The organism is Priestia sp. YIM B13490 (assembly GCF_042787735.1).
Taxonomy (GTDB): Bacteria; Bacillota; Bacilli; order Bacillales; family Bacillaceae_H; genus Priestia; species Priestia megaterium.
In genome coordinates this window covers 50,366-68,782 of record NZ_JBHZOT010000011.1, presented here as the reverse complement: position 1 = coordinate 68,782, position 18,417 = coordinate 50,366, and the positions used below count along the sequence as shown (strand labels likewise).

The following is an 18,417-nucleotide window of genomic DNA, read 5'->3' as shown; positions in this document are numbered from 1 at the left end:
CTCCTTTCTCCTTATGAGCTTGCTTGTGTTGCACTGGCTTCTATATAACTCTTAGCTTGCAGATTAAATAATCTGGCGTATATTCCATTTGTATCTAAAAGTTCTACATGAGTTCCATACTCAGCGACCTTTCCTTTATCAAGTACCATGATCCTGTCAGCGTATTTTACAGTTGAATAGCGATGAGATATGAAAAGTCCCATACTTTTCTGGGCAATCTCTTGAAAATCTTGAAAAACTTCCTCTTCGGCAGCTGGATCTAAAGCAGCAGTCGGTTCGTCAAGAATGTATAAACTTGCTCTTCTCATATAGGCTCGTGCAATAGCAATTCTTTGCCATTGGCCTCCAGATAATTGAATACCGTTAGCAAAAGTTTTTCCAAGCTGAGTATCCATTTTATCAGGCAAGCTATCAATCATTGTAAGCGCTCCGGACCTCTTAGCTGCTGCTTGTATAGCTACTAAATGATTAGACCTTTTGTAATCACCATAACCAATGTTTTCTTTGACATCTAACTCATATCTCACAAAATCTTGGAAAATAGCACTAATTCTATCCTGCCAATCCTGCGGCTGATAGTCCTCAATTCTTTTACCATCTAAGAGAATAAGTCCCTCATAATCTGTATATAGTCGTGTTAGTAGCTTAACAATTGTTGATTTTCCAGATCCATTAGATCCTACTAAAGCCAAAGTCTCTCCAGGTTTAATATGAAAATTAACATTTTTTAATGTGTAATTTTCTTGTCCTGGATATTTAAAGGATACATTTAAAAATTGAATACCTTTTTCCACTGAAGAGATATTTTCTAATGTTTTTTTCTCGGAGACACTAGGTTTAGCTGTGTTTTCCGGAACGTTAAGGAAGGAAAATAATTGTGTCATATATAGATTGTTCTGATGCATGTTAAAAATCATATACATTAACTCATTTGACGTTTTTTGAGTCGTGTTGACAGCTTGAAAATAAGCAATAAGGCTACCAATAGCAATTAACCCTTGGATTGTATCCCTAACGATCATAAATTGAATGAATATTACAAAAACTACACTTATCAATTGAAAAGATAAATCAATTCTCATCTTTTTTAAAAGCAAATGTCGATCCTGATTATAGAACTTACTAAATAAGTCCGAATAATTTCTTAGTAGTAAGCTACCTAATCCAAATATTTTAACCTCTTTAACAGTAATATCAGTGGTCATTAGATAATAGTAATAAAACTGTTTTCTTGTCTCCTCTGCTCGCTTATGGCTTACTAAAAATATTTCTTTTCCCACATTCACAATAGACCAGGCAGATATTAGAGGTAATAAAATTAAGATCAACGTAAACTCCCAGTTCCAAACCATTAAAATTATTGAAATAGAAATTAAAGTAATAGCACCTTTTACGATACCCATTAACTCTTCAAAAATAGCAAACGGCTTATACGTAGAATCTTGCCTTGCTCGTTGGAGTTTATTATATACCTCTGGATTTTCAAAGCTTGCATAAGGTAATCTTTTCGCTTTTTCAATCAATTTTACATTTATCTTGTTAGACAGTAGATTTCTGTACAATTGCTTATGCGTTTCTAGGATTGAACCCGTAACGCTGGTTAATAAAGTGACAACTGAAAAGAAGATAAAAAAAGGTAAAATGTCGTAAAAATAGTTATCTTTGTACCCTTGGGTATACAGATTTTGGACCATATTTACAAGATATTTAATTGATAAAATCAAGGAAGCTGGTAATAGCCCATTTAGAAAATTTAGGATAAGAACACAGAAGAAATATCCTCTGTGTGTCTCCCACAAAAGCTTAAACAGATTCGGCCAGTATCGAAAAGATTTTAGAATGCTAACAAATGATACCTTCTCATTTTCCATTGTAGGATCTAGCGTATTCTTCATTCTTATTCCTCCAATACTTCTGGCTGGACAAAATATGTCTAGTAAAAGCTAATGCTTTCTTTTCTAATTCTCTATTTGCTCCTAATAATCGATTACAGTACATATGAATAATTGCTCCCATAATCATTTGGTGCTCATTCCAAAGCATATCTCTTTTTTGTAACTCTTTAATTTCAATCACATAACGGGCTAAAGATTCTTTGCGAATCAAGAAGCTTCCATATATAGATTTGCCGACTCCAGAATTATAATTACGCAAGTTTTCCCAATCATTTCGTGAATCTCCTATTAGGGATAGTTCTTTTCGAAATGGTCTAAATTCATCTATATACTCATATTTTTCTGTATTATTTTCTATAGAGGCTAATTGTTGTTCGTAATTCAAGCCAAAGTTATCCATGATGTCTATAATTGAAAGTGATGCCATTACATAAGCTGGAAGATGATTTTGTTGGTTTAACGTACTAAGAATCATGGCTACAGACTGACTATCGTAATAAAAATAATCCTCAGCTTTTTCTATTAATATGGGACCACCATAACGCTCTACTTCTCGTTCATATGTGTCGATAGTAATCTTTTGGATTAATCCTAAATCCATTAGTTTATCTGCCCACTCCCTTAAACGAGGAAGGACTAGCCCACTAAGCTTAGAAGGGTCTCCCTGAAACCGTAAACGAATATGTGAATCTGGATCGCGGTAACGCATAAAAAACCAGGATAATGCCATATCACTTTTAACCATTTCACTAGCAAAAGGCGTAAGATGTTTTAATATTAAGTCATTCTCTCTTGTGTTTGGAGCATAGAGTTTCACATATAACCACTCGCTCCCTGGCAACTTGTAGATTATTTTATTACTTACAATATCTTTTTTCGCTTCCCCTATTGCACCAATTTTCTTTCTTCGCTCAGTGTTTTCTGTTTTCTTTAATGGAACAACTATTTCTACAGCATGTTTCCCCAAAGGGCTGTTTAAGCAATTTTGATCCCGTTCTTGAAAAGTTTCTCTTAATTGTAACCTTCCTTGCTTGAATAATTCATTTTTTAGTTCACGTAGGTGTAAGGTGTTCTCCAAATCAATTAAGATGCGATTATCTCCGTAAGTCATAAATACATTACGAGGAACTGCCCACTTTTCACGCCACTCTTCAAAAGCTTTAAAAAATTCTTCCTCATTCTGAGGTTTCTCTCTCATACCGAAAACATCTTTATTTAATTTCCAAATATTAGGTGAAAATATGATGTTTTTATAACGAATTCTTGGGTAGTAAGGAGAGTGTGTCATACTTCCCCAATTGAATGGTCGCCATTGGTCTAAATCATTGAGTGAAATCTCCCTCATAAAGCGATAAATATTAGGTCCACTTTGATAATTAAGCATGTTACCAGCTACTACTTTAATGCGTTTGCCTAATTTTTTTGACTTCATATAGAAGTTCTCTAACGATGCCCCTACCACAATATCATCGATAGGTAACTGGATTGTCTCTTCATCACCGTTTGTTCCCAAAGTAACGTTCACTTTTCTTGTCGTTTTTCCAATTGCTACGTTGGCTGATCGGCCAGTTGCTGGAAGAAAGGAGCCTTCTACCATCACAGTATCTTCGTTGAATTCAAGGTCAATTTTTTGTTGATACTGTTGTATTTTCAACGAAACATCCGGATCTAAGATATCTAAAAATCGACCAAATGTGCTACCTAAGGCGTTAGATCCAGGGTTAGGACTTAAACAAAATGTATAGTTACCTTGATCTAAGTCTTCTTGTGAAGCAGCATGTAACTCTCCATATACTTCTAAAGAATCCGGCGCATATCTTCTATCTTTTTCTTTACTCAATCTCTGAGCTATTTCTTCAGTAATCTCGATTTCTTTTTCTTGATTATGAATAGCTCTAATAAGAAGATATGATAACTGACTATTACGTTCTTGATTTATAGAAGAGGTGGTAGTATCTCCTCCCCTTTTCCCCTTGGGATTTTGATAAGAGGCAGGTGCACCGAGACCTAACTCCTCACTTAATAATTCCAGTAAAGGAACTTCCCTAGATGTTCCGTATTTTTCTAAAAAATCAACATGATATTTTTGTAAATGAGGAAATCCAACTCCCTCATCAGCTATCGACCATAATATTTGAGCAGCTCTGCTTATGTCTTCTCCTACCTTTTCTCCAATAGTTAAATCTGTGGCATTTAAGGAGAAATCTACTTGAAGAGGCGTTGTGACTTCATTAATCTGTCGCATTTGTGAAATCAAATCACTATAAAGAGAAAGGCCTTCTCCTAATGGTAATTGATTATAAGTATTGATTAGTTCCCTTACCTTTAACAATCCCTCATAGAGCTCTATCTTCTCATCTTTTTCTTCTAATTTTCCAAGGAGATAATTAAATGGATTATCAACAGTTAAAGGAGGCCTTAGTTCCGTTATAAGATATTCTTGTTCCAATAGCTGTATAATAAAGCGTTGAATTATTGTCAAATCTGTATTTGGATAAATAGTATGTAACCTTTGTGTAATTTCTCTGACCGTTATTCTTTCCTCAGCTAAATTGAGAACCTTTTCAACCACTTCGTTGTACATTATAGAAATATTTTCCTTTTTATCCATTCCTTTTTTTCGAAGTTGACCACATTCAGTTGAAAATGGCAAATGAAGACGATCGCCTACTACATACGATGCACGATTCTTATCTACAATTAGAGAAGGAAGGATATTGCTTCTTTCTAAAACTGAAATAACTCCCAAAAGCCACTCCATATCTGGTCGTGCCCTCTTTTTAAACTCTTTGAAATGATCTATTTTTAGGGAAGAAGTCTTTTTAAATTGTCCAGCTGCTACTCCCGAGAAAGCTCCAAAAGGAGTTGGTCTAGTTGTCATTCTCAACATGTAACGCAATGTAGAAGATAGAACTTGTTGGGTTTTTCTATTACTTAAATCACCATGTATATAATGAAGGGAATTTAATAGAGAAGGACTTGCAATAGCAATGGCTTCTTTTACATAATCTTTTTCCACATAATCTCTTAACTTTTCCACTAATGTTGTTTCATCCTTAAGTTGGTCGAAGGTGTGGGTTGGTAGAAACGGGGTTCTTAACATAAAAAATGGAAGAGGTTCAAATAAATTATTTTCGGTAGTTACACTAGATTTATGATTGAATTTTTCTTTTTGTACTATCAATTTTTATCTCCCTTTCCTTTTATAATATAATTCAAAAGAAGAGAAAAGAGGGAACAACATTGTTTCCCTCCTTTTCGACTTCTAATTAGCAGCAGAAGCTGTTCCAACTACCTGTATCTCCACAACCTGGCGTACACAGGGATACACTTGTGATTTGCGGATCTACATCACTTGAAGTTGTTGTTACTTGTACATCTAAATCAAAAAGGTTTTTTACGTTATTCATTTTTCATTCCCCCAGAAAGTTTTTATTAAGAATTATATCTTGTCCATTTCCTTTTTATAAAACTCTATTGTTAATTAGCAGCAGAAGCTGTTCCAACTACCTGTATCTCCACAACCTGGCGTACACAGGGATACACTTGTGATTTGCGGATCTACATCACTTGAAGTTGTTGTTACTTGTACATCTAAATCAAAAAGGTTTTTTACGTTATTCATTTTTCATTCCCCCAGAAAGTTTTTATTAAGAATTATATCTTGTCCATTTCCTTTTTATAAAACTCTATTGTTAATTAGCAGCAGAAGCTGTTCCAGCTACCTGTATCTCCACAACCTGGTGTACACAGGGATACACTTGTGATTTGCGGATCCACATCACTTGAAGTTGTTGTTACTTGTACATCTAAATCAAAAAGGTTTTTTACGTTATTCATTTTTCATTCCCCCAGAAAGTTTTTATTAAGAATTATATCTTGTCCATTTCCTTTTTTATAAAACTCTATTGTTAATTAGCAGCAGAAGCTGTTCCAGCTACCTGTATCTCCACAACCTGGTGTACACAGGGATACACTTGTGATTTGCGGATCTACATCACTTGAAGTTGTTGTTACTTGTACATCTAAATCAAAAAGGTTTTTTACGTTATTCATTTTTTATTCCTCCAGAAAGTTTTTATTAAGACGTTATGTCTTATACATTTAATTTACCAGACGCTTTTTTATAAAGAATCCGTATATACCGCAATAAGATTTTGTAAATTTCCGCATATGCAAAAAAATACATAAAAGTATAGTATTGAAAAATAAATAGTTCTATTGTAGATTTTTACTTATAGTAGTTTAATAACCATTTTCTAGAAAGAGGGTTTTTCTTATGACTAAAACACTATGGAGTTTTTTAATGGAAATGAAAAAAAATAACCTTACCTTTGAAAATTATGAGTTATGTCCATCTTTGAATGCCCTATCATCTGAAGAAAAAGTTATATTAAATGAATATGCAAGAAGTATAGTTCTAGGGAACGAGGCTGGGAATGAATGGGTTTAGAAGTGATTTAATTGACCACATTAAACAACATCTTTCTAGCTATAAGCAAAATGGAAGAGCAGAAGTAGACTTTCTTGCTCTAAAACAGCTCTCTAAAAGAGGAAAATTATTAAACCAAGAACTTTCAGGATTTTCATGGGGAGAATTATACCTTACTCTCTCTTATTTTTTGAAAAGAAGAAAAATGACAAAGGAAGATTTTGAAAGGGCTTTTGGTATCGAATGTATATTCTTATCTGCAGACATAGTAGATGATATATGTGATTGTGACGATCCAAATCTTCCAACCTTTCAAAATGAAGATCGATACCTTATACTTATTTCTCAATATCTACTGGCAAAAGGCTTCTCATACCTCAGACCTATCTCAACCTCTTATGAAGACAATTGCCTCTTTAACCTTATAATGGAGTCGGGAAGTGGCGAGTGGCAAGACCTTCACTTCCGTTTCTCTATAAATAAACGAGTTATACCTACTGAAGAAGATTACTTTAAACTGATTAAACAAAAATCTGGTAAACTTACAGAGATAATTGCCCAAGCTATCGATCCTTCACACGTTATATTAAAAAAAATCACTTATTATATAGGTGTAGCTGGTCAATTGAGAAATGATGCTGCAGACGTACTGAATGACAAGAAAAGTGATCTTCGAGATTTAAAAGCGTACCTTCCTTTTTTAAAAGCTTATGAGTATAGCTGTGATACACAAGATGATTTTTTTCATAAGTTAAAAGATGAAGAAATCATGACCTCTCCTTTAAAAAGACAGTTGATAAGGGAGTACATAGAACAATCAGGCTCTATCGATTATTGTCATATCTTATCTAGGTTTTACTACATGAAAGCATTTAAGCTTTTAGAAGAGCATTTTAAGCTTTCAAAGACAGAAATGAAATACTTCAAATCTTTATTTCTACAAAGGAGTCAACAGCATGAACAAACATAATTTATTAATTGGTTTGCCTTTAGGCACTTTGTACATAATAATTTTTATAGTGAACGGATATTATTTATATCTAAGTGATTTTAGAAAATTTGTGGATTCACCAACTTTACATTCTTTTTATGTAGTAAGTGTTATTAGTCTGATATTTTTCAGCATTGGATTATTTAGCTTTTTTAAGAAACAAAAATCAATCGTAATCAAAAATTTCTTCTTATTAACATCCGTCTCTGGTATTGCTATTTCTACCTCTGTTTTGTCCAGTAAAGATATACCAGTTTTCAAAAGTATAGAGATCATTAGTGTATTTATGCTCTCTTACCTATTACTAAGTTTCTTTGCTCACTTCCCAGTTTCGACTAAACCTAAGTATGTGAAAATTATAATTTTTTTATCGTTAATTTTCTCAACTCTATCATCTGTAGTTTACTTAATTTGCAATTACCTTGGTTATGTAGAGCATTCTAATTTTTTTTACATATACAGAGTGTTATTAATTGGTAACTTGTTTCTTAGTATTTCTGGATGTATTTTCTTTATATCTTTGCATCTAAAAACCAATTCATTAAAAGTAAGAAATCAGTTATATATCTTGATTTTCGGAATTGTTTTTAGCTTTGGTCCACTTTTTTTATTCAACTTAATACCTGGATTAATTTTTGGAGAATCTCAAATACCTTTTGTCTATTGTTTGCCCAGCATTGTAGTCTTTCCACTGACGACTTCTTATCTACTGGTGAAACATGAAATTATTGAAGTCGAATTGGAAATTACTAAGTGGATTAATATATTGCTTTTTTACATACTTAACTTTTTACTTTTTAGTATTTTAATTAAACAATTCATGCATCTTTCTAATAGAGAATTATTTGTTATATGTAGTGTAGGCCTTTTGTCTGCATGGTCCTCGATTTTCCTTTATAAGTTAGGTATTAACACTTTTATACATAAAAAGACAAAAAATAAAGAGACTACGGACCTAAATGAAATTGAACTTTTCCAAACATTGTCCAAAGAAAAGCATGCTAAAAACCTTGCAAAAATTATAGGAAAAGTTATTCATCAGAAGTTTGATATCAATGGTTTATGCATTGTATGGAATTCTAATAATATATATCATTCATTACATGAGACGGGCATTTTCCAAACCATGAATCAATTTAACTTTCTTAATGAAATAAATAAGCTTGAAAAAGATATACTTCTTATTGAAGATCAAACCCCGAGTATACATATGCATTTTGAAAAATATCACTTAATCTGTTTTCCAATCGCAATAAACCAATTAGTTCAAGGTGTTATTGTGATAGGTGAGAAAAACAACCATACCCTCTTCCAAGGGAAAGAGTTCAATGAGCTTAAAGAACTAATATGTGAATCAGCAGATATACTTTCAAGTGCAGCTATTCTCAATATTAATGAAAAGCAACTACGTCGAACCAAGACAAGAGTTAAGAACTGGAACCAATTTAACCATCAAGTAATTCAGTCTCTAGAAAACGAGAGGAAAAGATTGTCTATCTTCTTACATGATGAAATCCTTCAGAGTCTGATTTTACAATTAAATGAAGTTAGAATAATGCAAACAAAAAGAAATTTCTCAGTGACTTTACTAGATGAAATGGATGATCAACTTGAAGGAATGATTTATAACATTCGAAAGATGTGTCATGACCTTCACCCTATCATCGTAGAAGATTTGGGCCTAGAGCCAAGTTTACAGTCTTTAAAACGGGAATTTGAATTAAACTATAGTATTTTAATTCATGTTCAATTTAATTGTGAGTTCAAAATCATTTCCAAAAATCATGAAATACAAGTTTATCGTATAATAAAAGAGCTGTTAAACAATGCTGTTAAACACTCAAAAGGTAAAAACATTACGGTTCTTATTTTAGAAGAGAATGGTTTCTACCAGTGCAGTGTAAAAGATGATGGAATAGGATTTGATGTCCCGGACAATTTCTTTGATTTTAGTAAAGGTAACCACCTTGGTTTATTAACTATTCATCGCCAAATTGCCGAATTAAATGGGAGTATAAGAATTTCTTCTGATAAAGGACAAGGTACTTTCGTCACATTCACTATTCCATTGGACTGGGGGGATAAAGATGAGTATACGTACGCTACTAGTGGATGACCATTTACTTGTAATGTTAGGGATTAGAAGATTACTAGAAAGTGAAGAAGACATTGAGATTATAGATACGGTCAGTGATCCTTCTTCTTTACTTGAAGTTGTAGGAACTACATCCCCTGATGTAGTAGTTACAGATGTTCGTATGAAAGAATTTAACGGAATTGAGTTAACAAAAGAACTATTATCTAAATTTCCAGAAACAAAAGTTGTTATTTTATCAGGGTATGATCATGAAGAATACTACAATGCAGCATTCAAAGCCGGCGCTAGTGCGTATATTACAAAAGAAAGATCTGCTTTCGATCTAGCTAATGCTATCCGTCAAAGCAATATGGGTTATATACTATTTTCTAAAAACCAAATTAGTACAAAGGATTTTGAAGCCCTTACTTCTGCAGAGCAAAAGATACTTCTTTTAATTTCCAAAGATAAGACTAATTACGAAATTAGTATGGATCTTTCGATTAGCAAAAGAACAGTAGAATATCATATTTCTTCTATTATTAGAAAACTAGATGTAGATTCACGAGTAGGAGCAGTAGTAAAAGGAATTAAAAAAGGATTAATTGAAGACTTTTAAAACTTAGAAATGACAGTTTTGTAATAAAAAGCGCTAGACACTGTGTCTTGCGCTTTCTTGTTAATATATTATAAATTTATATACGAAAACCTCTAACATTCACCTATCGAATAGCTACCTATACATTTGTTGTGATCTCCATTCCTCCCTCACATTGTGAAAAGGTTTTAAAGAAAGATTTTCATCTTGGACAATACTAAAGCCAGCATTCATGATGGATAATTTTGCTCAACCTAAATCTACTTTTATGTTTCCTCATTTACAACAAGGAGAAGTAAGAACGGCTATGTTAGCAGAGACAAGTTTAGATTTAATTGCAGCAGATGCTATTGCTGCATTTGACAACTCTGAGAAATTCAACAAAAAAAGTATTGAGTTGGCTTCAGAGAGTTTGACAATGAAAGAAGTAGCAGAAATACTGGCAAGTGTTACAGGAGAAAGTATTATATCTCTTTCACTTAGTCCTCAAGAAGCTGAAGAACAAGGTATCTTGCATGGTCTAGTAAGATCTCAAGAATGGAATAATAAAGTTGGATACACAGTAAATATTAATTCATTGAAACCTTATAATGTTAAATTAACTTCTTTTAATGAATGGGCTGAGAAATATAAAAACGACATTAAGGTAAATAGAGTGTAAGCAGCTTAACTTAATAATATATAACTCTTTAGTTAATACCTAGAACACGTCTTATGTAAACTAGAAAAAGAAATAAGCTCTTTTTTATTTAATATTTTATTTGGAGTTGCAGCCAGAAGACTGAGCCACCCTCTTCCTTTCTGTCATGTTGATTACACCTGTTCGCTATGTATTTTTATCAAAACATATTCGTATCATACAGTTGGCAAGCACCCATGAATTTTTCACATAGAAAAAAGCACCCTCATCGTTAATGGCATTGGAGAATAAGGGTACTTCTTGAGAATTTAAGTTTTCTATACTAAAGTATAAAAAAGATTAGGTCTATAGTTATTATAACACACAAACTGATAGGTTGTCATACAAATTTGAATGTAGAAGAGCACTCCTCCATTCAAATAACAGGAGTGCTCTTTAACATGGGCATAAATATTTTTATCATTTTGTAACTTAACAAAATATCTTTTTTAAGAAAGCATATAAATTTTTATAGTTTTATATTTCTGAATTCTTAGATTAACCATCTTTTTTCTTTAGAAGCTTTTTATCCTATAAAAGAATAATAGTTCTTACAATATAATGTTTTCCTCATTATGCATATCCGATATATGACTTCGTTGTCCTGGTTTCACAAATATCATAGATACCATTCCAATTATTACAGCAATGGCAGCAGCAGTAAACATAGCATTATACCCATGTGTCGCAACAAGGCTTCCTGTTAGCGTAGGCGCAATGATAGTTGCCAGGTTTGCAATAAAATGAGTTACTCCCCCAAAAGTTCCTGCTTTATTGGGCTCTGTATCAAGAACAACTGTCCAATAGATCGAATTGGGTAGATAATTAAAGGCATTACCTATACACATTAATAAAAGCACTGAGGCCGCGCTTCCAACCGTTGAGATCAGCATAAAACAAATAGCTGTAAAAAATAAGCAGACTACTGTGAACCAGGATCTAGCTATACGTAAATTTCCAGTTTTCTCACGTAATTTATCCGAAATTTTCCCTCCTATTAATCCTGTAACAATAGCACCTACCCATGGGATCATACCTATATACGAAAGAGAAGCTAAAGAATAATTAAATTCATCTTGCAGATATTTTGGAGTCCAAGTTAGTAATAGGATATTGACATACAAAAATGCAAAGTACCCAATAGCGTTCATGACTAATGTAGGGTTTTTAAAAAAATAATACCAAGGAACATTTTGGGGATTTGTTTTATCTAATTGTAATTCACCTTTTATTAAATTATCCGTGCTTCGAATTTTTTGAAGTTCAATTTTTGAAACTATCGGATGATCTTCAGGTAAATTTGTAAATATTTTTCTCCATATTAATACCCAAATAAAACCTAATAAGCCAAGAATAATAAATGTTACCTTCCAATTAGTGAACGTGAGAAGCCCCACTACAATAGGTGCCGTGACCAATGCTCCAATTGGAGTTCCAACTAAGCCAAGTGCTACAGAAAAACCTTTTTCTTTTGGGGACACCCAATTTGCCATTGTTCGGTTCATTGTAGATAAAGTAGGCCCTTCAGCCAGACCAAATAAAACACGAAATACCGCAAAAGCAGCTAATGCAGAACCTCCAAAAAATGCTGCACCTATGTGACCAGCAAATATAGTGCCAATTTCAAATATTGACCATGTAGTTCCAGCAAGAATCCACATAAACTTAGGACCTTTCTTATCTGCTAATGCTCCTCCAAATAGTGCTCCGAAAATATAACCATAGCCAAAATAACCCAAAATTGCTCCCCAGCTTACTGGATTTAAGTTGAATTCTTGAATAATTTCAGCCTGAGCATATGAAAGTGCTCCTCTATCTATGTAATTTATGATGGTTATAATAACAATCATAAAAATAATAAAGTAGCGATAATTATTTTTCACCAATTATTTCTCTCCTCTCTCATTTGGTCACTCTTCTTACTGAGATAGAAAGCTTCATAATAAATGTCTAGAAATTTGGCACTTTCAAAAGAATAAGGAGGTCAATATTTTATTTCCTACTTGCAAAGCCTGTTAAAAAATTTAAGAATACATGAACTCCTGCTTTAATAGTAATTCCTGATTTATCACGTAAGGGATCTAAACATACAATATCCATCGCTTGGACTAATGGGTGTGAACCAGCAATATATATCGCTTCGAACAATTCATCGGTTCTCATTCCTCCTGTAGTTCCTGCTGGTACACCAGGGGCATAAGCGATATCAAGAACATCCATATCTACTGTAAGATAAATGGCATCCACTTTCTTAGCTAAATCGTCTAAGGCTTTTTCAACTGTATTAGAGATTCCTGTTTTTCTAGCTTGAAGTAAGGTCACGTAATTAACCTTGTGGGTATCTGCATACTCTTTGAGAGATTTAGAGTTATAAAACCCATGCAGGCCAATATTCCAAACGTTTTTGCCTTCAACGTTACCACTCTCAATTAGGTTTCGAATGGGCGTTCCATTTGATGGTCCGTTATCTTCTAAACTGCGTAAATCGAAATGTGTATCGAATTGAAGAATGCCTATACGTTGTTCTGGATGCGACTCTTTCCAGCCTTTTACTAACATAGCCGTAATCGAATGATCTCCCCCTAACATGATAGGCAGTGTATGGGGGTGATATTTCCGCATTGAAATCATTGCTTCTTTAATATACTGATGAGAAAGTGAAATATCTGTTACATGCTGTTTGACATCGCCTAAATCTAAAACCGATAAGGAGGTCAAATCCGTATCATATTCAATGTGATACGGATTAAACGATTTCCATAGTTGCCTCATGGCAAGGGGTGTTTCACTTGCCCCTGAGGCACTAATAGAAGATCTCGAAAGAGGGACTCCCAAAACGGTTACATCTACAGCTTGAAAATCTATTTCATCTTGCACTTCAAAAGTCTCGATCCAATCACTTACCTTAGGTTCAGTTGAACGCTGTCTTTCCCAATGAAAAGAGGGACGATTAAGTTGTGGGTACGGGTACGTCACGTAAGACCCCACCTTCCACAATCACTTGACCTTTTTTAATCACAGTATCTACAAGGTTCACTGCATAGTTATATTGCAACGTTTGATAATTTGGTGCATCAAATAAAACAAGGTCCCCTTTCTTTCCTACTTCGATACTCCCAACTTCATCAGCTCTTCCAATGGCATGAGCTGCATTAATTGTACATGCTGTTAGGACTTCGGCTGGCGTCATCTTCATCGTAAGACATGCTAGATTCATAATAAAAGGTAATGATTCAGTAGGTGATGACCCTGGGTTACGATCAGTTGAAAGGGCAACCGGAACTCCAGCTTCAATCATCTTTCTTGCATTCGCAGGCTTCTCCATTAAAAAGAACGCTGTACCTGGCAACAAGACTGCAATAACCCCACTTTTAGCCATTTGTTTAATACCTTCATCAGATGCATGTAATAAATGGTCGGCTGAAACAGCCCCTACTTTTGCTGCAAGTTCTGCACCGCCAAATTGAACAATTTCATCTGCATGTATTTTTGGCTTTAATCCGTAGACTTTTCCTGCCTCAAGAATTTGCTCCGACTGTTCAACTGTAAAGACTCCTTCTTCACAAAAAACATCGCAAAACTCAGCTAAATTTTCTTCTGCAACTCTTGGAATCATTTCCTCTATCACTAAACGAACAAATTCGTCTGGGTTTTCTTTATATTCAACTGGAACAGCATGAGCTCCCATGAAGGTAGAAATTAAATCAACAGGGTGTTTTTCGTGTAGCTTTTTTGCTGCTCGTAGCTGTTTCAATTCATCTTCCAGTGTCAAACCATATCCACTTTTCGCTTCAACCGTCGTAACTCCATATTGTAGAAAACGATTCAGGCGTTTAGAGGTTTCTTGGATCAGTTGTTCTTCTGTAGCTTCTCTTGTACTTGTTGTTGTTTGAAGAATTCCTCCGCCTGCTTTTAGGATATCAATATATTTAGCTCCGTTTAATCGCATCTCTAGTTCCTTTTCACGACTGCCCCCAAACACAATGTGAGTATGAGCATCAATTAGACCTGGAGTAACAATCTTTCCTGAAGCATCAATCGTATTTATATGTCCATTCAAAGTATGAATATAGCGTTCTGCTTCAACATCTGATCCAACAAATGTAATCAACCCATTTTCCACTACAACACTACCATGTTCGATAATACCGATATCGGACATATCTTGAGCGCGTTTTGGTTCTTTAGTTCCGCCCCTAACTGTAATCAGTTGTGAAGCACATCTAATATACGTAATACATGACATAATGCTCACTCCTTTTCTTTTAGTCTAATGTTGGAATGTTCATGCCCTTTTCTTTGGCAGTTTGAATGGCTAATTCATAGCCTGCATCTAAATGACGAACTACGCCCATACCAGGATCTGTTGTTAATACGCGTTCAAGACGTTTAGCCGCATCTTCCGTACCATCTGCTACTACGACCATACCTGCGTGAAGAGAATATCCCATGCCTACGCCACCACCATGGTGAACAGATACCCAACTTGCCCCTGCGGCTGTATTAACTAGTGCATTTAAAATAGGCCAATCTGCTACAGCATCACTGCCGTCTCTCATCGCTTCTGTTTCGCGGTTTGGTGAAGCAACAGATCCCGCGTCTAAATGATCTCTACCAATAACAATAGGTGCTGAAAGTTCTCCAGATGCAACCATTTCATTAATGATTTTTCCAAATCGTGCACGTTCTCCATATCCTAACCAACAGATACGTGCCGGTAATCCTTGAAATTCAATTTTTTCTCTCGCCATTTTAATCCAGTTACAAAGATGGATATTATATGAGAATTCACGTAAAATAACTTCGTCTGTTTTATAAATATCTTCTGGATCACCTGATAAAGCTACCCAACGGAAAGGTCCTTTTCCTTCACAGAATTGAGGACGGATATAAGCAGGTACAAAACCTGGAAAGTTGAACGCGTCTTTTACGCCTTCATCTAACGCTACTTGACGAATATTATTTCCGTAGTCGAAAGCAATGGCTCCTTCTTTCTGCATATCTAACATAGCCTGAACATGAACAGCCATACTCGCCTTAGACTTCCTTACATATTCTTCAGGGTTTTCAGTACGTAATACTTCCCCTTGCTCTAAGGTAAAGCCTACTGGAAGATATCCATTTAATGGATCATGTGCGGATGTCTGATCCGTTACAATATCTGGAATAAATCCGCGTTTAATCATTTGAGGAAGTACTTCAGCTGCGTTTCCAACCAAACCAATTGAGAGTGCTTTTCCTGAGTCCTTTGCTTCTTGTGCTAGAGCAATGGCATCATCTAGGCTTTCTAACACAACGTCACAATAGCGTGTTTCAATTCGTTTTTCAATACGTGTTCGGTCAACATCAATTCCAATGACTACGCCCCCTGCCATTGTAACGGCTAATGGCTGAGCGCCTCCCATGCCTCCTAATCCAGCTGTTACGGTAATGGTACTTTCGAGACTACCATTAAAATGTTGTTTCGCACATTCAGCAAATGTTTCATACGTACCTTGTACAATTCCTTGACTTCCAATATAAATCCAGCTACCGGCTGTCATTTGCCCATACATCATTAATCCTTTTTTATCGAGTTCATGGAATTTTTCCCAATTTGCAAAGGCCGGAACAATATTGGAGTTAGCTAAGAGTACACGTGGTGCATCTTTATGAGTTTTAAAAACAGCTACTGGTTTTCCAGACTGTACTAATAATGTTTCATCCTCTTCTAGATCTTTCAAAGTGGCTACGATACGATTGAATGCATCCCAATTTCGAGCTGCCTTCCCTATTCCCCCATATACAACTAGTTTCTCCGGATGTTCTGCTACTTCTGGATCTAAATTGTTCATTAACATACGAAGAACTGCCTCTTGTACCCAACCTTTTGTATTTAATTCCTTTCCATGAGGCGCCTTAATTACTTTTTGTTCAGTAGTCATATTTCTTCCCCCTATAAATAAATTCAAATAATTTTAAACTGTTTTTTAAAATTTATTCTCATAGATAATTACTTGTAATCTGGCCACATTTCATACGGGTTTACTTTACGCAGGAAATCTCGTAAATCTTTATAATTGAGAAAAAGAAAGATTGATACCCTAATATTTTAATAAGTTTATGCTAGAGTTTTATAATAAAAACGACTTTACACGTTCATTAACGTACCATTTCGTAATTAACTTCTTTTACAACCCCTTTTAAATCAGCAGCCAATTTTTCAATATCACGTGAGAAGATTCGATCTTTTGTAATTGTTGGAACGGATTTTCTAATTCTTGAATAAAGTTTCGTTGTTTCTGGAGCTAACTTACTTACACCTCTAATATCAGCAGCCTGAGCAGCACAGATAGCTTCGATGGCAAGTACCCTTCTACTATTTTGAATAATTTGATAAGCATGGCGAGCAGCAGTTGTTCCCATACTCACATGATCTTCTTGATTAGCAGAAGATGGAATAGAGTCTACACTAGAAGGATGAGTTAACGTCTTATTTTCCGAAACTAATGAAGCAGCAGCATATTGAGTAATCATTAAGCCTGATTGAAGACCAGGGTCAGGACTTAAAAATGCCGGTAAATCACTTAGTTGGGGATTCACCAATCGTTCGATACGTCTTTCAGAAATATTTCCTACTTCAGACATTGCAATTCCAAGAAAGTCCATCGCAAAAGCAATAGGTTGACCATGAAAGTTTCCACCGGAAATAACATTTCCACTGTCCGAGAAGATTAGTGGATTATCGGTTGCTGAGTTTATCTCAATCGATAGTTTCTCTTTTACATAATTTAAAACTTGTTGAATAGCACCATGGACTTGTGGGATGCATCGTAATGAATACGCATCTTGAACTCGAATTTGTCCTTGAGTAGTTGTTAGTTGACTACCGTCAAGGTAAGAAAGAATTCGTTCAGCCACTTGTTTCTGTTCAGGGTAAGGTCTTACAGAATGAGATTCTGGTGTGAAAGCGTCAACAATTCCTTGTAAACCTTCTAATGTTAGGGAAGCAATTCCATCTGAAAGGTCAGCTAACTTTTGAGCCTCCATATAAGCAACCACACCTACAGCAGTCATGGCTTGGGTTCCATTGATTAAAGCAAGCCCTTCCTTAGCTTGCAATTTGATTGGTTGAAGACCTGCTAATTTCAATGCTTCTGCACCTGACATTTTTTCACCATTAAAAACGGCTTCTCCTTCTCCAACTAATAATAGGGCTAAGTGCGATAGAGGAGCTAGATCACCACTTGCTCCTAGCGATCCTTGACTAGGAATAACTGGAACGATATTTTGATTTAAACAATCTATTAATAACTGCAGTGTTTCTAGACGAATTCCTGAATAGCCTTTCGCTAATGCATTAGCTCTTAGAAGTAACATAACCTGGCTTACTTCCATAGGAAATGGCTCCCCAAGCCCACAAGCATGGCTTCGAATTAAATTGATTTGTAAGTCAGCTAAATCATCCTTTGAAATAACTGTGTCACTGAATTTCCCAAACCCTGTGTTCACACCGTAAATTACCTTGTTATTGGTAATACTATCCTCCACTAAAGCTCTACTTCTTTTGATATTTTCTAGAGCGTGATCACTAATTTTAACCGAATAACCTTCATAAATAACTTGATGAATTTGTTCATACGTTAATGAGTTACCGTCTATTTGAACAAACATTCTAATCACTCCTTCTTAAATTAAAAAGTCTTATTGTTTTTTGAACATAAAAAGGGGCTATATCAAAAAAGAAACAAATCTTTTTTGATATA

Annotated in this window: 16 protein-coding genes; 5 read left to right on the top strand and 11 right to left on the bottom strand. The window is 34.8% G+C overall.

Annotated elements, in window-relative coordinates; translation table 11 throughout:
* Positions 1–11 precede the first annotated feature (11 nt).
* The 6 genes from ACFX4R_RS23900 to ACFX4R_RS23875 form a co-directional block, all read right to left on the bottom strand.
* Positions 12–1,895 carry an ABC transporter ATP-binding protein gene (locus ACFX4R_RS23900; RefSeq protein WP_043981768.1) on the bottom strand — a complete coding sequence of 628 codons (1,884 nt, stop codon included), beginning with the start codon at positions 1,893–1,895 and terminating at the stop codon, positions 12–14.
* Positions 1,861–5,079 (bottom strand): lantibiotic dehydratase, encoded by a 3,219-nt coding sequence (locus ACFX4R_RS23895; RefSeq protein WP_322552759.1) that lies wholly within the window; start codon positions 5,077–5,079, stop codon positions 1,861–1,863. Before ACFX4R_RS23895 ends, ACFX4R_RS23900 begins: the two co-directional genes overlap by 35 nt.
* A gap of 85 nt (positions 5,080–5,164) precedes the next feature.
* On the bottom strand, positions 5,165–5,305 hold the full coding sequence (locus tag ACFX4R_RS23890; RefSeq protein ID WP_043981766.1) for a gallidermin family lantibiotic: 141 nt from the start codon (positions 5,303–5,305) through the stop codon (positions 5,165–5,167).
* Positions 5,306–5,379: 74 nt separating this feature from the next.
* A complete protein-coding gene (locus ACFX4R_RS23885) occupies positions 5,380–5,520 on the bottom strand; it encodes a gallidermin family lantibiotic (RefSeq protein ID WP_043981766.1) in 141 nt (46 codons plus the stop codon).
* A gap of 74 nt (positions 5,521–5,594) precedes the next feature.
* Complete coding sequence (locus ACFX4R_RS23880; RefSeq protein WP_043981766.1) at positions 5,595–5,735, bottom strand: gallidermin family lantibiotic; 141 nt, start codon at positions 5,733–5,735, stop codon at positions 5,595–5,597.
* Positions 5,736–5,810: 75 nt separating this feature from the next.
* The gene (locus ACFX4R_RS23875; protein WP_043981766.1) at positions 5,811–5,951 is read right to left on the bottom strand and encodes a gallidermin family lantibiotic; all 141 of its coding nucleotides are present in this window, start codon (positions 5,949–5,951) and stop codon (positions 5,811–5,813) included.
* Positions 5,952–6,174: 223 nt separating this feature from the next.
* On the opposite strand from ACFX4R_RS23875, the gene ACFX4R_RS23870 reads away from it, so the two are divergent.
* The 5 genes from ACFX4R_RS23870 to ACFX4R_RS23850 all read left to right on the top strand — a co-directional run bounded on the left by ACFX4R_RS23870 (position 6,175) and on the right by ACFX4R_RS23850 (position 10,654).
* Complete coding sequence (locus ACFX4R_RS23870) at positions 6,175–6,348, top strand: hypothetical protein (RefSeq protein ID WP_165574753.1); 174 nt, start codon at positions 6,175–6,177, stop codon at positions 6,346–6,348.
* Positions 6,335–7,297, top strand: a complete 963-nt coding sequence (locus tag ACFX4R_RS23865; protein ID WP_377570539.1) for a polyprenyl synthetase family protein — start codon at positions 6,335–6,337, stop codon at positions 7,295–7,297. Before ACFX4R_RS23870 ends, ACFX4R_RS23865 begins: the two co-directional genes overlap by 14 nt.
* Entirely contained in the window at positions 7,284–9,434 is a 2,151-nt protein-coding gene (locus ACFX4R_RS23860; RefSeq protein ID WP_377570537.1) for a sensor histidine kinase, read from the top strand. The genes ACFX4R_RS23865 and ACFX4R_RS23860 overlap by 14 nt, the downstream gene beginning before the upstream one ends.
* Positions 9,406–10,014, top strand: a complete 609-nt coding sequence (locus tag ACFX4R_RS23855) for a response regulator transcription factor (RefSeq protein WP_080781677.1) — start codon at positions 9,406–9,408, stop codon at positions 10,012–10,014. Before ACFX4R_RS23860 ends, ACFX4R_RS23855 begins: the two co-directional genes overlap by 29 nt.
* Before the next feature lie 193 nt (positions 10,015–10,207).
* Entirely contained in the window at positions 10,208–10,654 is a 447-nt protein-coding gene (locus ACFX4R_RS23850) for an NmrA family NAD(P)-binding protein (protein ID WP_483879960.1), read from the top strand.
* A 569-nt stretch (positions 10,655–11,223) separates the two neighbouring features.
* Here the strand turns inward: ACFX4R_RS23850 and ACFX4R_RS23845 are convergent.
* From ACFX4R_RS23845 to hutH, 5 genes are all read right to left on the bottom strand, one after another.
* Positions 11,224–12,558: an MFS transporter gene (locus ACFX4R_RS23845; protein WP_377559511.1), complete on the bottom strand. Its 1,335-nt coding sequence runs from the start codon at positions 12,556–12,558 to the stop codon at positions 11,224–11,226.
* 106 nt (positions 12,559–12,664) lie between these two features.
* Positions 12,665–13,648, bottom strand: a complete 984-nt coding sequence (locus tag ACFX4R_RS23840) for an agmatinase family protein (protein WP_098792348.1) — start codon at positions 13,646–13,648, stop codon at positions 12,665–12,667.
* On the bottom strand, positions 13,623–14,918 hold the full coding sequence (hutI, locus tag ACFX4R_RS23835) for an imidazolonepropionase (protein ID WP_377570533.1): 1,296 nt from the start codon (positions 14,916–14,918) through the stop codon (positions 13,623–13,625). Before hutI ends, ACFX4R_RS23840 begins: the two co-directional genes overlap by 26 nt.
* 19 nt (positions 14,919–14,937) lie before the next feature.
* Positions 14,938–16,596 carry a urocanate hydratase gene (gene hutU, locus ACFX4R_RS23830; RefSeq protein WP_377570531.1) on the bottom strand — a complete coding sequence of 553 codons (1,659 nt, stop codon included), beginning with the start codon at positions 16,594–16,596 and terminating at the stop codon, positions 14,938–14,940.
* Between the two features lie 217 nt (positions 16,597–16,813).
* The gene (hutH, locus tag ACFX4R_RS23825; RefSeq protein WP_377570529.1) at positions 16,814–18,325 is read right to left on the bottom strand and encodes a histidine ammonia-lyase; all 1,512 of its coding nucleotides are present in this window, start codon (positions 18,323–18,325) and stop codon (positions 16,814–16,816) included.
* Positions 18,326–18,417: the final 92 nt, after the last annotated feature.

Excerpts from the sequence above, each read along its gene's own strand:
- ACFX4R_RS23900 (WP_043981768.1), bottom strand. The coding sequence starts at position 1,895 with ATGAAGAATACGCTAGATCCTACAATGGAAAATGAGAAGGTATCATTT.
- ACFX4R_RS23890 (WP_043981766.1), bottom strand. The coding sequence starts at position 5,305 with ATGAATAACGTAAAAAACCTTTTTGATTTAGATGTACAAGTAACAACA.
- ACFX4R_RS23885 (WP_043981766.1), bottom strand. The coding sequence starts at position 5,520 with ATGAATAACGTAAAAAACCTTTTTGATTTAGATGTACAAGTAACAACA.
- ACFX4R_RS23880 (WP_043981766.1), bottom strand. The coding sequence starts at position 5,735 with ATGAATAACGTAAAAAACCTTTTTGATTTAGATGTACAAGTAACAACA.
- ACFX4R_RS23875 (WP_043981766.1), bottom strand. The coding sequence starts at position 5,951 with ATGAATAACGTAAAAAACCTTTTTGATTTAGATGTACAAGTAACAACA.
- ACFX4R_RS23870 (WP_165574753.1), top strand. The coding sequence starts at position 6,175 with ATGACTAAAACACTATGGAGTTTTTTAATGGAAATGAAAAAAAATAAC.
- ACFX4R_RS23865 (WP_377570539.1), top strand. The coding sequence starts at position 6,335 with ATGAATGGGTTTAGAAGTGATTTAATTGACCACATTAAACAACATCTT.
- ACFX4R_RS23860 (WP_377570537.1), top strand. The coding sequence starts at position 7,284 with ATGAACAAACATAATTTATTAATTGGTTTGCCTTTAGGCACTTTGTAC.
- ACFX4R_RS23855 (WP_080781677.1), top strand. The coding sequence starts at position 9,406 with ATGAGTATACGTACGCTACTAGTGGATGACCATTTACTTGTAATGTTA.
- hutI (WP_377570533.1), bottom strand. The coding sequence starts at position 14,918 with ATGTCATGTATTACGTATATTAGATGTGCTTCACAACTGATTACAGTT.
- hutU (WP_377570531.1), bottom strand. The coding sequence starts at position 16,596 with ATGACTACTGAACAAAAAGTAATTAAGGCGCCTCATGGAAAGGAATTA.
- hutH (WP_377570529.1), bottom strand. The coding sequence starts at position 18,325 with ATGTTTGTTCAAATAGACGGTAACTCATTAACGTATGAACAAATTCAT.